The organism is Nannocystis exedens (genome assembly GCF_002343915.1).
GTDB lineage: Bacteria > Myxococcota_A > Polyangia > Nannocystales > Nannocystaceae > Nannocystis > Nannocystis exedens.
Window position 1 is genome coordinate 10,286,948 of the sequence record NZ_NETK01000001.1, and the last position, 14,839, is coordinate 10,301,786.

12 protein-coding genes and 2 tRNA genes are annotated in these 14,839 nt (G+C 71.3%); 3 read left to right on the forward strand and 11 right to left on the reverse strand.

The window, feature by feature from the left end; all coding sequences use genetic code 11:
* Positions 1 to 252 precede the first annotated feature (252 nt).
* Entirely contained in the window at positions 253 to 1,029 is a 777-nt protein-coding gene (locus tag NAEX_RS40080) for a thiazole synthase (RefSeq protein WP_096332733.1), read from the reverse strand.
* A 1-nt stretch (position 1,030) separates the two neighbouring features.
* The gene (thiS, locus tag NAEX_RS40085; RefSeq protein WP_256254053.1) at positions 1,031 to 1,234 is read right to left on the reverse strand and encodes a sulfur carrier protein ThiS; all 204 of its coding nucleotides are present in this window, start codon (positions 1,232 to 1,234) and stop codon (positions 1,031 to 1,033) included.
* Positions 1,235 to 1,508: 274 nt separating this feature from the next.
* Here thiS and NAEX_RS40090 point away from each other — a divergent pair, with 274 nt between their 5' ends.
* Positions 1,509 to 2,189, forward strand: coding sequence for a Crp/Fnr family transcriptional regulator (locus NAEX_RS40090; protein WP_170136413.1), 681 nt, complete (start codon positions 1,509 to 1,511; stop codon positions 2,187 to 2,189).
* A gap of 46 nt (positions 2,190 to 2,235) precedes the next feature.
* Entirely contained in the window at positions 2,236 to 3,447 is a 1,212-nt protein-coding gene (gene alr / locus NAEX_RS40095) for an alanine racemase (RefSeq protein ID WP_096332736.1), read from the forward strand.
* A gap of 90 nt (positions 3,448 to 3,537) precedes the next feature.
* Here alr and NAEX_RS40100 read toward each other — a convergent pair whose 3' ends face one another.
* From NAEX_RS40100 to NAEX_RS40145, 9 genes are all read right to left on the reverse strand, one after another.
* Complete coding sequence (locus NAEX_RS40100; protein WP_143140642.1) at positions 3,538 to 4,581, reverse strand: hypothetical protein; 1,044 nt, start codon at positions 4,579 to 4,581, stop codon at positions 3,538 to 3,540.
* Between the two features lie 56 nt (positions 4,582 to 4,637).
* Positions 4,638 to 6,077, reverse strand: a complete 1,440-nt coding sequence (locus tag NAEX_RS40105) for a L,D-transpeptidase (protein WP_096332738.1) — start codon at positions 6,075 to 6,077, stop codon at positions 4,638 to 4,640.
* Positions 6,078 to 6,159: 82 nt separating this feature from the next.
* On the reverse strand, positions 6,160 to 7,743 hold the full coding sequence (locus tag NAEX_RS40110; RefSeq protein WP_096332739.1) for a B12-binding domain-containing radical SAM protein: 1,584 nt from the start codon (positions 7,741 to 7,743) through the stop codon (positions 6,160 to 6,162).
* A gap of 22 nt (positions 7,744 to 7,765) precedes the next feature.
* Complete coding sequence (locus NAEX_RS40115) at positions 7,766 to 8,167, reverse strand: hypothetical protein (protein ID WP_096332740.1); 402 nt, start codon at positions 8,165 to 8,167, stop codon at positions 7,766 to 7,768.
* A gap of 615 nt (positions 8,168 to 8,782) precedes the next feature.
* Positions 8,783 to 9,454 (reverse strand): hypothetical protein, encoded by a 672-nt coding sequence (locus NAEX_RS40125; protein WP_143140641.1) that lies wholly within the window; start codon positions 9,452 to 9,454, stop codon positions 8,783 to 8,785.
* Between the two features lie 98 nt (positions 9,455 to 9,552).
* Positions 9,553 to 10,524 (reverse strand): N-formylglutamate amidohydrolase, encoded by a 972-nt coding sequence (locus NAEX_RS51495; protein ID WP_170136415.1) that lies wholly within the window; start codon positions 10,522 to 10,524, stop codon positions 9,553 to 9,555.
* Positions 10,521 to 12,362 carry a M61 family metallopeptidase gene (locus tag NAEX_RS40135; protein ID WP_096332744.1) on the reverse strand — a complete coding sequence of 614 codons (1,842 nt, stop codon included), beginning with the start codon at positions 12,360 to 12,362 and terminating at the stop codon, positions 10,521 to 10,523. Before NAEX_RS40135 ends, NAEX_RS51495 begins: the two co-directional genes overlap by 4 nt.
* 305 nt (positions 12,363 to 12,667) lie before the next feature.
* Positions 12,668 to 12,739 (reverse strand) — tRNA-Glu (locus NAEX_RS40140).
* Between the two features lie 21 nt (positions 12,740 to 12,760).
* Positions 12,761 to 12,831 (reverse strand) — tRNA-Gln (locus tag NAEX_RS40145).
* Positions 12,832 to 13,238: 407 nt separating this feature from the next.
* On the opposite strand from NAEX_RS40145, the gene ggt reads away from it, so the two are divergent.
* Complete coding sequence (gene ggt / locus NAEX_RS40150) at positions 13,239 to 14,834, forward strand: gamma-glutamyltransferase (RefSeq protein WP_245913906.1); 1,596 nt, start codon at positions 13,239 to 13,241, stop codon at positions 14,832 to 14,834.
* The last annotated feature ends 5 nt before the right edge of the window (positions 14,835 to 14,839 follow it).

Genomic DNA, 14,839 nt, shown 5'->3' on the forward strand with positions numbered 1-14,839 from the left:
GGAGCGGAGCGCCCGCGAGCTCCAGGCGCCCGTCTGGCTGATCGAATCGCTCGCGCTGAGGACGTGGTGCGGAGATGGAGCGTTGCGGGCGAAGCCACCAGCCCGCGAGGTCGGTCGGCGGCCACGACGAAGCCGCAGCGGGGCTCGAGGACCTGCTCGCGGCGTTCGGCTCTCCGAACGCCGGCGCGGCGAGCGAAGGCCGCGCCAGCGATTTTGCGAGAGGGCGAACCGGCAGAGCGCGCCCGGGAGGACTCATTCGATCATGCCGGTGGTCGGGCTCGAGGCGCTGCCGATCACGCGCGCGGGCATGCGGCCGGCGCGGTAGGCCTTGCGCCCGGCGATGATGCCGTCACGCATGGCCTCGGCCATGAGCACGGGGACCTGGGCGTGGGCGACGGCGGTGTTCATGAGCACGGCGGTGCAGCCGAGCTCCATCGCGATCGCGGCGTCGCTGGCGGTGCCGACGCCGGCGTCGACGATCACCGGGACCTTGGCTTGCTCGACGATGAGGCGGATGTTGTGCGGGTTGCGGATCCCGAGGCCGCTGCCGATCGGCGCCGCGAGCGGCATGACGGCGGCGCAGCCCATCGCCTCGAGCTTGCGGCAGACGATCGGGTCGTCGGTGCAGTAAGGAAGGACGACGAAGCCCTCGTCGAGGAGGATCTTGGCGGCCTTGAGCGTCTCCTCGTTGTCTGGCAGGAGCGTGCGCGGGTCGCCGATGACCTCGAGCTTGACGAGGTCGGCGATGCCGAGCTCGCGCGCGAGGCGGAGGGTGCGGACGGCTTCGTCGGCGGTGTAGCAGCCGGCCGTGTTCGGCAGCAGCGTGTAGCGGCCGCGGTCGATCCACGACAGCAGGTTGTCCTTGACCTTGAGGTCGACGCGCCGCAGGGCGACGGTCACGATCTCGGCGCCGCTGGCGGCGAGGCAGGCGCGCGTCTCGTCGGCGTCCTTGTACTTGCCGGTGCCGATGATGAGCCGCGAGGTAAGGGGGCGACCGGCGAGGGTCCAGGTGTCGTGTGTGTCGCTCAATTCAGCCTCCGCCGACGAAGGTGACCACCTCGAGCCGATCACCGTCGACCAGCTCGGTCCGGTCGTAGGTGGCCCGCGGCACGATCTCTCGGTTGCGTTCCACCGCTACCTGCCGCGGGTCCAGGCCCAGCGAGGCGACCAGCGCCCCGACCGTGGTCCCGGGCGCGAACGGGTGGGGCTCACCGTTGAGCACGAGGGTCGGCACGGGCGGAAAGGTACACCGAACCGGTGGTGGGACGAGCTGGCGCCATGTGCGCCGGCACGACATGGATCACAGCGTTGCCCAATTCACTCACCTGTGGCGATCGTGCAACAGGTCTCCAGGGGCGCGATGATCGCCGTATTTTTGGAAGACGATTGGAAAATCAACGAGTTAGGCGTTTGACGCGCCGTGCCGGCGTTTGGCCCGCTTTGTGCTCACCCCCACAAGCATGCACGTTGAGTCGGAATCCCGCCGCCCTAGCATCCCCCTGGAGCGCATGGAAGCCCAGGATATCTTGTCCTGCGTCGAGCCCTTCACCGCTGCCCGCCCCGCCGAACTGGAGGTGCTGGGGCGCACGGCGGTGCGGGTCCGAAAGACGCCCGCCAGCATCCTCTGCCACGACGGGCAGCCCGCTGACGGCCTCTATATCGTGCTCCGCGGGCGCATCAACCTGGTCCGCGCCGTCGACGGCAACCGTGACCTCATCCTGTCGAGCCTCGGGCCCGGCGAAGTGTTCGGCGAGAACTGCGCGATGCCCGGGATGGTGATGTCGACGACCGCCGTCGCCGCGGTCCAGAGCGAGATGCTCCGGATCCCCAGCGAGGCGCTCAGCGAGCACCTCCGCCGCGAGCCCGAGACCGTGGTCCGCTTGATGCGGCTGCAGTACGAGAAGCTCCGCGAGGTCGAGGCCGTGGCCAGCGGCCTGGCGCTGTGCGACGTGGAGCAGCGGCTGCGCCGCACGCTGGCCCGCCTGGCCCGCCGCCAGGGCCGCCGCAACCCGGCCAGCGCCGGGTGGATCCTCGCGCCGGTGCCGACGCAGTCGGAGCTCGCGCGCATGGTCGGCTCCTGTCGTGAGACCGTGTCCCGCACGCTCAGCGCGATGGCCCGCAACGGCCTGGTCAGCGGCAGCGGCCGGCGCATGATCCTCAACGACAGCCTCGTCAACGAGACGACCTGAAGCCGCGGAATGTCGGCGGGGCCGGACGCGTTGGGGGACGCGTCCGATGCCACGCTCCCCGAATCCTCGTGCTAACTTCGGGCCCGTGCGTTATTCCGGGCCTGAACGTCGGGTCGCCGACCGCAGGCAAGCTCCGATCGTCGAAGTCCGGCCGACTTATGCGTATGTCGACGCCGGCGCGATGGTCCACAACCTGCGCACCGTGCAGGCCGCCGTCGGTCCGCGCTGCCGCGTGCTCGCCGTGGTCAAGGCCGACGGCTACGGCCACGGGGCGATCGAGGCGGCCCGCACGTTCGTCGACGCCGGCGCGTGGGGCTGCGCGGTCAGCCTGGTCGAAGAGGGCGTCGAGCTGCGCCAGGCCGAGATCCTCGCGCCGGTGCTGGTGCTCGGCGGGGTCCATCCGGGCTCCGAGGACGTGATCGTCCACCGCTCGCTGACGCCGGTGGTGTGGGCCCGCGAGCACCTGCAGCTGCTCACCGCCGCGGTCCGCCGCAGCGGGGCGCCGCCGCTGCCGATCCATTTGAAGATCGACACCGGGATGTCGCGCCTCGGCGCGCTGCCGGGGCAGCTGCCCGAGTTCCTCGACTGGCTCGAGGGCGAAGACGGGCAGCACGTCCGCCTCGAAGGGGTGATGACCCACTTCGCCTGCGCCGACGAGCCCGACGACGTGACGAGCCCGCGCCAGCTCGAGTCGTTCCGCGACAGCTTGGCGGTGCTGGCCAGCCGCGGCTTCCACCCGCCGATCCGTCACGTGTGCAACAGCGCCGGGCTGGTCCGTCTGCCGCACGCGCACTTCGACATGGTGCGCCCGGGGGTGGCGATCTACGGGGCCGCGTCGAGCCGCGAGGTCGAGCTGCCGGGCCTCAGGATGGCGATGAGCGTCCACTCGCGGATCCTCGGCATCCGCGAGCTGCCAGCCGGCGCGCGGGTGTCGTACGGGCACCGGATGGAGCTGACCCGGCCGTCCCGGCTCGGCATCGTGCCGGTCGGCTACGCCGACGGCTACCCGCGGCGGATGAGCGGGCAGGCGCAGGTGCTGGTCCGCGGGCACCGCTGCCGGGTGGTCGGCAACATCACGATGGACGTGTCGATGATCGACGTGACCGACCTGCCCGACGCCCGCGAGGGCGAGCGCGTGACGCTGCTCGGGGCGCAGGGCCGCGACCGCATCGACGTCTACGAGCTGGCGCGCTGGGCCGACGTGATCCCGTACGAGATCTGCTGCGGGATCTCGAAGCGGGTGCCGCGGCGCGGGTAGGTGCTTTGGGACATGCTTTGAGGGGCATGTCGCTGGGGACAACGACGAAAGGACATGCCCTCTCGAGCATGTCCCTTCCGACAGGTGCCCTCAGTTGCCGGAGGGCGGCGGGGCGGAGGTGGTCGGCGGCTGGCTGCTGGCCGGGGGCTCGCCGCCGGCGGGCGCGGGCGGGGCGGCCTCGGCGTTGCACTCCTCGGAGCCGACGTAGTCGGGGTGGCAGGGGTCGCTGATGTCCTGCACCTTGGCCGCCGCGGCGCCGCCGGTCTGGCTGGCCGGTTTGGCCCAGTTCACCTCGGTCTTGGCGAAGGTGTTGGTGTTGCCGGCGTCGAAGATCTGCTCCTCGTTGACGTAGCTGTAGAGGTACTGCTGCTCGGTGGCGAACAGGGCGGTGATCGTCGACTGCTTCTTGACCTCGTGGCTGCCGGCCGAGGTGGTGGTGATCTCGGTCTCGTCGGTGTCGGTGACGAGGCGCGCGACGGTGATCGGCGGCTCGCCGGTCTTGTAGAAGCCGTCGAGCTTGCTGGTGACGGTGCCCTCGCTGTAGCGGCCCAGCTTGCCCCTGCGGCCGCGCTTCTTGTCGTCCTTCCAGGTGTCGCCGGCCTTGAGCGGGCGCGCGGGGACGGTGAGGAAGGCGGTCTCGAGCGCGTCCAGGGCCTGCTGCAGGACGACGCGGAGCTCGGCCGAGAGGTCGTCCGGGAGCTCGGGCATGTGGAGGATCTTGCCGCTGTCGTCGACGTTGAAGTCGACCTCGAGGCCCTGCAGCTGCTGGCTGGCGGTGCGGTTGAACTCGGCGACGCTGACCGGGAAGCTCGGCGGGAGGCTCCACTTGACCGAGACGCCGCTGAAGCGGGCGGTGACGGCGGTGCCGCCGCGAGTCTCGTCAGGGCCGCGGACGGTCAGGGTGAGGTCGAAGCTGAAGCTCTGCGAGGTGCTGGTGGCGCTGCTGGCGGCGCGGATGGTGGCGCTGCGCCGCACGCTGCCCTGATAGACCTGGCCGGGCGTGAGGTCGTAGCGGAGCGTGATGCCCTCGGCCGGCGCCTCGACCTTGGTGAGGCCGGGCCCGGTGTTGCAGCCGGACAGCGACGGAGCAGCACAGAGGAGGAGGGCGAGGAGCCAGCGAGGGGCGGAGGCCATGGCCCGGAACATACGCGGGCGCGCGTCGCACGGTCAACCGGCGCCGATCCGACGCGCTATCCGGCCGCGGCCGCGGCCGGGACGGCCTCCGCCGCCGCGGCAGCAGCTTCGGCCCGGCGCTCGTCGGCCTCCTCCTGCTTGCGCTTCTCCTCCTCGGGGTCCGGCGGGCCGATCGGCCGCTCCTGAACGAAGGCCTGATCGGGCGGGAGGCTGGAGTCGCGGACGTGGACGACGACGCTGCGCTCGAGATCGGCGGGCAGATAGCCGGTCCACCCGGCCGGCAGCGCGGGCGCGACCCACTCGAACAACCAGCGGGCGTCGAGCGGGGCGAGGTTGACGCAGCCGTGGCTGCGCCGCTTGCCGAACTGGTCGTGCCAGTAGGCGCCGTGGAGCGCGTTGTGGCCCTGGAAGAGCATGACCCAAGGGACATGTTCGACCATGTACGGGTTGTCCTCGTAGTCCTGGTTGGCCATGGTCATGCTCGCGACCTTGGCCCAGATCGGGTAGTTGCCCCTCGGTGTCGGCGAGCCCTTGCCCGAGCTGACGAGGGTGGCGTACACGGGCCGCTCGCCGCGGTAGGCGACGAGGACCTGCTCGCCGAGGTCGACGTCGATCCACTGATCGTCGCCGCTGGCGAGCCGGTTGTCGCGCAGGGCGCCCTCGGGGATCGGGGTGAAGACGACCTCGTTGAGGTTCTTGGCCTGGACGTAGCGGCCCTCGCCGATCTTCCACCAGCGATCGGGGTCGGCCTCGCCTGTCTCTTCGAGCAGGTCGACGCGCTCGCGCAGGCCGAGGGCGCCGACCTGGGCGGCCTTGACGTCGGGCTCGGCGAGCACGGGCACCTTGTCGCGCGAGGACCAGGCGAAGGCGGGGCCGATGGCGGCGGCGCTGTCGATGAAGACGCCGCGCCACGCCGAGCCCTGGCCGAGCCAGCCGACGGCGGACTTGCTGACGAGCTGGCCGTCGACGGTCTCGACGTAGGCGGCGCCGTCGACCTCGAGCGTGCGCGCGACGGCGAGGTTCATGCCCTCGCTGAGGCTGCGCGCGGCGACGCCGGAGCGCACGCCGTCGACGCCGCGGTACATGAGGGCGCCCTCTTCGCGGACCTTGGCGTAGTCGAAGGGCAGGCGACGATCGCCGCGCATGCGCTCGCCGAGGGCGTGGCCGACGGCCGGCTGCTCGCGCCCGGGCCTGACGTGCTCAGAGCAGACGTAGCCGAACGGGTAGACGGCGTACCACGGCTTGCCCTTGCAGCCGTTGTTGTCGCGGCTGGCGACCTGGCCGCGCACGAGCAAACGTGTCCCTTTGGCCATGGTGGCGATCCGCTTGCTCGGCGACCACGGCCGCGTGCGAATGCCGGTCTCGGGCCAGTGGGTCTCGACGATCGCGGCGGGCGCCGCGTCGACCTTGATGCCCTCGCGCGCCTCGTCCACGGGCTCGAGACGGCCGAGCGCGGCGAAGGTGCGGAGGACGGTCCAGGCGACGAGGAGCTGCACGGCGAGACGCTACCACGGCCGCGCGCGCGGTCCGCAAAGTCGTCCACGCGCGGAGGGGTGGCGGATATTCCGGCGCACCGGCTCAGGAGCCGGAGCTGGCGCCAAGGACAGGCAGCGGGAACTTGTTGCGCCGCTCCGCCGCCTTGCCGCGCCGCCGCGCCCACGCGGCTTCGTCGCCGAACTTGAGCGGACGGTCGACGGGCGGCGTGGTCTCGAAGGCACGGATCCAGTCGGCGTAGCGCGCGCCGGCTCGCACGGCCTGGATCGCGGCGTGCCCGGCGTCAGGACCGCGCTGGGCCAGGAAGTACTCGATGTGCGCCCAGCGCGGCGACTGCGGCCGGATCTCGACCTTGCCGCCGAGTCCGCTGCGGATCCGTCGCAGCCGCTCCTCGGCCGCCTTGACGCCGAAGAAGGCCTGGCCGTCGAGCGGGGTGTTCCGCTTGGCGACGAAGGTGGAGAAGGTCAACGCGAGGCGACCGATGCCGGCCAGCTCGCGGGCGAAGCGGATGAGCTCGTCGACGTCGGCGTCGGTCTCGCCGGGCGCGCCGATCATCTCGTAGACCTTGAGGCGGTGGAACCCGTGCTCGTGGACGAGCTTGGCGGCGCGCAGGAGGTGCTCTTCCTTGATCTTGCGATCGAGGAGGAGGCGCATGCGCTCGCTGATGCCGTCGGAGGCGACGGTGATCGTGCGGTGACCGCTGCGCTGCATGTCGCGCAAGAAGGTTGGAGTGAGGCGATCGGCGCGCAGGCTGGAGATGCTGACGGAGCGGCCGGACTCGACGAGGCTGGCGACCAGCGGCTCGAGGTCGGGGTGGTCGGTGACGGCGGCGCCGACGAGGCCGACCTTGCGCGCCTGCTCGGGCACGAGGTCGAGGACGCGATCGATCTCGACCAGGCGCATGCCGCCGCCCGGCTGGATCCGCATGACGCAGAAGGCACACTGGCGCGAGCAGCCGCGCTCGGGCTCGACGAGGAACATGTCGGCGAGCTCGGTGTCGGGGGTGAGGATCGCCGAGTAGGCCGGGACGCGCTCCTTGCTAGCGCGCGCGGGCTCCGGCAAGTCGTGCCACAGGCCGGGGCTGAGCTCGCCGACGATGGTGTGCGGGAGCTCGGCAGCGGCGGCGATGGCCGGCTCGCGGCGACGATGCGAGAGCAATCGCTCGATCGCGTCGGGCAGCACGTCCTCGGCCTCGCCGGCGATCAGCAGATCGGCGAAGGGCAGCAGGCTGCTGGGGTTGGAGAAGGTGAGGGGACCGCCGAAGACGAGGATCGGGTCGTGTTCGCGGCGCTCGGCGGCCAGCACCGGAATACCTGACCCTTCGAGCAGGCGGACGAGGCCGGCGAGCTCGAGCTCGTAGGCGACCGAGATGGCGACGACGCGGTACGACGACAGCGGGCGCTCGCCCTCGTAGGTGAGGATCGGCCGCTTCGGCTGCGGCCAGGGCAGCGCCATCGGCTCCCACGCGTCGGGCAAGAAGGCCCGGTGCGCGCCGATCTGCAGCTCGTGCAGCAGACGGTAGAGCGTCTGGTAGCCGAGGCTCGACATGCCGGCGCGATAGGGACTCGGATAGGCGAAGGCGACCTCGGAAGGTCGCCCCACGCCCAGAGTCCCGATCTCTCGGTCCAGACGGGCCCGCAGCAGGGCCCGCTCGTCGCTCACGGCCATGCGTGAAGTCTAGCCGCGCCGACTAGAAGCGCAGCGCGAAGGAGCCGGCCGCGCCGCCACCCGGCAGGGGCGCCGCGCCGAGGCCGGTGACCTCGAGCCGCTTCTTGCCGGCGTAGAAGCCCTTGCCCTTCTTCTTGTTGGTGCGATCGACGGCGATCATGGCGATGCCGCCGACCAGCAGCGCGCCGCCCGCCGCGATGAGGATCGGCGTGACGAGGTTGAGGGTCTTCAGCGAGTTGAAGTCGTCGTCGACGTCGCTGGTGTACTGACCCTGCGGGAAGGTCGTGATGACGCTGCCCGGAGCGGCGGCCTCTTCGATGCCGCTGGCCCGGTTCTTGGCGCCCACGAGGGTGCCGATGCCGCCGCCGACGGCGCCGACGCCGAGCACGGCGAGGACGACGCCTCCGATGAAGAGACCGGACACGCCGCGCTTCTTCGGCGCGTCGTCCTCTTCAGCGCTGCTGCTGCCGCCGCTCTTGCGCTTCTGCAGCAGCGGGTCCTCCTCGTCGGTCGCCGGACGCGAGGAGGTGTTGTTGTTGGTCGTCGTCGGCGTGGTCGCCGCCGCGGGACCGCCGGTGACACACTCGGGGTTGTTCTCGGACTTCTGCAGCAGGTCCTGCGCCTTCTTGCGCAGGTCGGCGTTGTTCTGCTCCTTGACGAGGAACAGCTCGAGGTACTGCTTGACGCGGGCGCAGTCCTTCAGCTCCCACGCGTCCTGGCCGATGTTGAAGGCGAAGATGTGCTTGTCGGGCGCGAACGCGTAGGCCTGCTCGAACCGGATGACCGAGTTGTAGTAGTCCTCGCGGTCGTGGGCCGCCTTGGCCTCGCCGAACAGCTTCTTGGCCCAGGTGAGGCGCTCCTCCTGGGACAGAGTGCTCGGGTCGGGCGGCGCCTCGGGTTGGACGCCGTTGCCGCCCGGCGGGGGCGGGGCGGCGGACCGGCCCAGGCGACGGAGGTGGGCAGCGCGAGAGTGGTGCAGAGGAGGGCAGACAGCGAGGCGCGCAGGATCGACATGGGCGGGTCGTTTCTCTGGGGTGGCTCAGCCGAACGGATCGGCGACTTCGCTCTTCTTCTTGGGCTCGGCCTTCTTGGCGCCGCCGCCTCCACCACCGCCGCCTCCGCTGGGCTTTTTGGTCTTCTTGACCGTCTTCTTCGCGTCGGGCGTGGCGGCGGCGTTGGGGTCGGGCTGGCCGGGCGTGACGCCGGGCTGCGGGGGCGCGTTGGGATCGGGCTGGCCGGGCGTGGTGACGCCGGGCTGGCCCGGGACGTTCGGCTGGCCGGGGAGCGGCTGGCCCGGGACGTTCGGCTGGCCGGGGGCGCCGAGCTGGCCCGGCTGATTGGGCGCGGCCACCGGCGGGGGCTGGACCGGAGGCGTGGGCTCCTTGGTCTCGACCTTCGCGGGCGCGGGCGCAGGTGCGGGCGGCGGCGGCGGATCGGGCTTGAAGATCATCGCCAGAGCGACCGCGATGCCGGCGACGGCGACGCCGCCACCGAGCGCCATCGCGAGGATCGGCTTCTGCGGCGGCGGGGCCTCCTGCACAGGCGCAGCGAAGGTCTCGGGCTGCGGGGGCGGCTCCGGCGGGGGAGGCGGTGGCGGAGGCTCGGGCTCCGGCACCATGGTCGGAGTCATTGCAAGCTCGTCGACGAGCTGACCGAGCAGGTCGTCAAACGCATCGGCGTTGCCGGATGTGGTCTTCTTGGGTGCAGCCACGGTGCCTCTCCTTCAACGGAGCCGAGAGCGGTTGGTCGATGTTAGCCTCTCGGGCAGGAGCGATACAAGGGTTTGCAGAAGTGCATCGGCGAAGATGTTCATCGCGCGGCGCTTTCGCTGGTGAGGCCAAGGCCGGTCTGCGCGCTCGCCAATGCGCGGACGAGGGATTCCACACGGTCGATCAACGCTGCCAAACGCGGGCGGCTGGACCGGATGGGCGCGGCTCCGGAGGTCGACGCGAACGCGGCGAGCTCCGGCCACACCGCGGATCTCGCCTCGTCCATGTAGAGCGCGCGATTCACCTCGAGCTGCAACGCGTGCTGTCCGGCCTCCGGTCTGCCGAACGAGCGCACGAGTTCGCCGCCGCGGTAGGGGTCGTTCAGGCGCACGGAGAGCGCGGGCCGACCGTCCGCAGACGCGCGGAGCGCCGCGAGCGCCCGCTGCTGCAGCCCCGGACTGCACGCGCCGCCCTCGTAAGTGCCGAGGATCAGGTCGCCGGGGACGCTGCTCGGCATGCTGTGGGCGTCGAGCAGGATGGCGTGGCCGAAGCGGGCCCGCCGGCGCGCGAGCAACACCGCGAGCGCGCGGTGGTAGGGCAGGTAGTAGCGGCTGAGTCGCTGCGCGAACTCGGCGTACGACAGCGGGCGGTCGAGGATGGGGATGTTGCCGACGGCGTTGCCCCACACGACGCCGCGGTTCTTGGCCTGCGGGCCGCACCAGCCGCGGCGATCGGGGCGCGGCGCGGGATGGTCCGGGACGATCTCGGGGCTCACGTCGTCGGGCGCGCGGTTGAGATCGACGAGGAGCCGGCTGTACTCGGCGCGCACGACGGCAGCGCCGAGCGCCGTGGCGCGGCTGTAGAGCAGGTGGACCTCGTAATCGGCGTTGCGGGCGAACTCCACGGCGGGCCGCGCCCGCGAGGCGTCGGCGGGCCAGGCGAGGCCGACGTGCGGCAGGCTGATGACGAGCGGGGTGAGGTGCTCGGCCGGGATGAACCGGAAGGGCAACGCTGTCCCCGACGGCTGGCCGACGTCTTCGGCCGTGAGCTGCTCGAGCGCGGGTTCGATCACGGATCGCTCCAGCGCCGGCCGGACCAGGCTTCGAAGCGAGCGCGGGCGGCCGGGTCGGCGTCGTCGATGCGCTCGATCTGCGGGGCGCCGCGCGCAGCGGCGAAGGCGATCGGGAGCGTCAACACGCGTTCGCGCCGACTGATCAGGAGCTCGGCCGGCGCGCCGGGCTGCAGGTGGTCCCACACGCGGGCGGCGCGGGCTGAACGCAGGCGCAGCCAGTTGCCGTCGATGCGGCGCGCGGCCAGCAGCTCGTCGCCGGAGGCGAGGCCGGCGCGCTCGGCGGGGGAGTCGGTGCGCACGAATTCGACCCAGGCGCTGCCGGCTCGATCCTGGACGGTGAATCCGAGGTCGATCAGGCCGGGCTGAACTGGCTTTTCGGACAGGCGAAGACCGAGCTGCGCGAGCGGGGCGAAGTCCAGGTCGATGGGCTTCGACCAGAGCGCGCGGACGGCGCCCGGGACCTCGCCGAGACCGCTGTGGTCCCCTAATACCTGTTCGAGATCTTCGACCGTAAATCCTGGACAGGAATACGTATTTTCAGTGGCCGGTCCGCGCGTGTCCCGGCTGCCCGGGCCGCGCCGCCAGAGCTCGGCGAGGACGCCGTCGAGGCCGCTGCCGCGCGGGCGCAGCTCGCGGAGCCAGAGGTCGAGGAGCAGCGCGACGAGGCTGCCCTTGAGGTAGTAGCTGACCGAGGCGTTGGGGCTGTCGTCCTGCGGACGGTACAGCTTGACCCACGCGTCGAAGCTGGACTCCTCGAGCGACTGGACGAGGCGGCCGGGGGTGTCGCGCAGGCGGCCGATCGATTCGGCCAGCCGCTGCAGGTGGGCCTTGACGCTGATCTCGCCGCTGCGCAGGACCAAAAGGCCGTCGTAGTAGCTGGTGAAGCCCTCGGCGATCCACAGCTCGCGGGTGTAGTTCTCGCGGCCGTAGTCGAACGGACCGAGGGCGCGGGGCCGCAAGCGCTTGACGTTCCACGCGTGGAACAGCTCGTGGCTGGCGAGCTCGAGCAGATCGTAGACGCCGCCCTCGCTGTCGTCGTCGCGGTCGAGGTTGCCGGCCTGGACGCGCCGCGCAGCCGGCGCCCACGACTCCGGTTCGACGCCGAGGACGCTGCCGGCGAGGTGTTCGAGGCCGCCGCGAGCGCCGACGGCGGCGTGCACGAGGAAGGTGTAGTGGTCGTAGGGGCGCGCGGGCCAAAAGCGCTCGACCTGGTCGACGACGCGGGCGAGGCGCGGGAGGACGAAGTCGGGGAAGGGCTCGCCCCAGACGGCCAGGCGCACGTGCTCGCACGGCGTCGGGAGGTTGGTGACCGAGAGCTGGCCGGCCTCGATCGGGGTGTCGAAGAGGGCGTCGAGGTCGGGGAGATCGACCTCGAAGTGACCCGGGCTGCGACGCTCCTGGCGGGCGGGGTCGGCGGCCAGGCTTACCCCCGACCAGCCGGGCAGCAGCTCGACGGCGACGCGGAACGGGCCGGCGTGGCCTTCGGGGACCAGGAACAGCTGCGGCGGATGAAGGTAGGCGTGGCTGGCGTCGTGGTGGGCGGTGCGGACGCTGAGGTCGTGGGCGTAAACGGTGTAGTCGACGACCAGCCGCTCACCCGGGCGGGTGGCGAGCTCGAACCGGTCCTTGGCGAGCTTGCGGATCTCTCGCGGGCTGTCGGCGACGTGGGCGGCGATCGTGCGGATGTTGCGCGCGTACTCGCGGATCACGTACGAGCCCGGGCTCCAGGCCGGCATCCAGAGCTGGCAGATCTCCCCGGTCGCAAACAGTTCCAGGCGGACGTGGATGAGGTGCGCCCCCGGCTGCGGAAACGTGATGCGGTAGGCGACGGGATCCACGCCCGCAGGATAGCAAGGTGGTCCGGGCCGACGAATTTTTCGCGCCCGCGTCGCCGTTCGTGCCGCCCGGAAAATCGCCGCGAAGCGGGTTCCAAGGAGTACGGCCGACGCGTCGACCCGCGCGCCCCCGAGCACCTTCGCCGGTGCCCGGGTGGGTCACCCGCCGGCCCGCTGGTCCTCCGACCTCAACGTGTGGCCCATCACGCCGCAGCGAGCAGTCGCTGCGGCGTCGTTTTTTGGGCCGCGGAAGTGCGTGAGACCAAAAGAGGAAAGCCCTCAGCGGGTGCTGAGGGCTTTCGAGTGAGTGACCCTGTCGGGACTTGAACCCGAGCTTTCGGCGTGAGAGGCCAACGTCCTAACCGCTAGACTACAGGGCCAGAAACTCTCGGACGTGGTAGTTCGGGGACAGGGATTCGAACCCCGATAGGCGGAACCAGAATCCGCAGTCCTACCATTAGACGATCCCCGAAGAAGGGCAAGGCGCCGAGGGGGGTGTTGGGTGGCTCGAACCGAGCGGTTTGGGCCGCCCCCTGAGCGCGTCCGAGGTGGGGGGGAGGATGCGACAAGGCCCGGCGGGTGTCAAGCACGAATTCGTGCCGACCCGAGCGTGCGAATGGCGCGACAGTCCGGGGGAGGCCATGTAAGGTTCCGGCCATGCTCGCGCCTCCAAAATCGTCCGCACCCCTGGCTCTGACGTTCTGGCTCGTCGTGGGGGCGCTGGCGTGCAGGCCCGCCGCCCCTGCGGCGACCCCGGCCCCCGGCCCGTCGACTGCGGTAGATGCGCAAGAATCGCCCGCCCAGGGCCCGGCGAGCGGGAGATCGCTCCCCGCCAAGGACCCGAGCGATCCCGCCACGGCGGTCGGCATCCACGGCGCGGTGACCTCGGCCGAGCGCCACGCCAGCGAGGTCGGCGTGGCGATCCTGAAGAAGGGCGGCAACGCGGTCGACGCGGCGGTCGCGGTCGGCCTGGCCCTGGCGGTGACCCACCCGAGCGCCGGCAACCTCGGCGGCGGCGGGTTCATGGTCATCCGCATGGCCGACGGGCGCACCGCGGCGATCGACTACCGCGAGGTGGCGCCGGCGGCAGCCACGCCGACCATGTTCCTCGACGCCAAGGGCAACCCGACGCGCGAGAGCGTCGAGGGTCCCAAGGCGGCGGGGATCCCGGGGACGGTCGCGGGGCTGGCGCTGGCCCACGAACAATTCGGCACGCTGCCGTGGCGAGATCTCGTGCTGCCGGCGGTGGCGCTGGCGCGCGAGGGGCACGAACTCGACAGCTTCCACGCCGAGGATCTCACCACCGGCAGCGAGCGAATGCTGAAGCTCGGCTTCAAGGAGGCGGCGGCGATCTACCGCCGGCCGACGGGCGAGCCGTTCGTGACCGGCGACGTGTGGAAGCAGCCCGACCTGGCGCGGACGCTCGAGACGATCGCGGACCAGGGACCGCGGGCGTTCTACGAGGGGCCGCTGGCCGACACGCTGGCCCGCGAGGTCAAGGCGCTGGGTGGGATCTGGACCGCGGAGGATCTCAAGTCGTACCGTGCGATCGCCCGCGAGCCGATCACCTTCAAGTACCGCGACCACGAGGTGATCACGATGCCGCCGCCGTCGGGCGGCGGGGTGGTGCTGCGGCAGCTGCTGGCGGCGCGCGAGATCTTGAAGATCTACGAGAAGCCGTGGCTCAGCGTCGACGAGCTGCACCTGTACGTCGAGTCGGCGCGGCGCACCTACGCCGACCGCAACTTCCTGCTCGGCGACCCGGCGTTCGTGAAGATCCCGCTGCAGCAGCTGACCGACCCGACCTACCTGCAGGCGCGGCTGGCGGACATCGATTTGAACAAGGCGACCCCGTCGTCGAGGATCGCGGCGGGGATCGGCACCAAGACCTCGACGCAGACGACCCACTACTCGGTGGTCGACGTGCTCGGCAACGCGGTCGCCAACACCTACACCCTCAACACCGGCTTCGGCGCCAAGGTGGTCGTGCCGGGCACGGGGGTGCTGCTCAACAACGAGATGGACGACTTCTCGGTCAAGCCGGGCTCGCCCAACACGTTCGGGCTGGTGCAGGGCGAGCAGAACAAGGTCGAGCCGGGCAAGCGCATGCTGTCGAGCATGAGCCCGACGATCCTGGTCAAGGACGGCAAGCTGCGCGCGGTGGTCGGCACGCCCGGCGGCTCGACGATCTCGACGACGGTGACCCAGATCGTGCGCGCGCTCATCGATTACGGGGCGACCATCGACCAGGCGGTCAAGGCGCCGCGGGTCCATCACCAGTGGATGCCGGACCGGATCGTCACCGAGCCGACGCTCGACCCCGCCACCGTCGAGGGGCTCAAGGCCAAGGGCCACACGATGGCCGAGTGGCCGTCGATCGGCCACGCCAACTCGATCGAGGTCGATCCGAAGACGCAGGGCTACCGCGCGGTCGCCGACGTCGCCCGCGACGGCGGCGCGGCGGTCGCGTACTGAGCAGG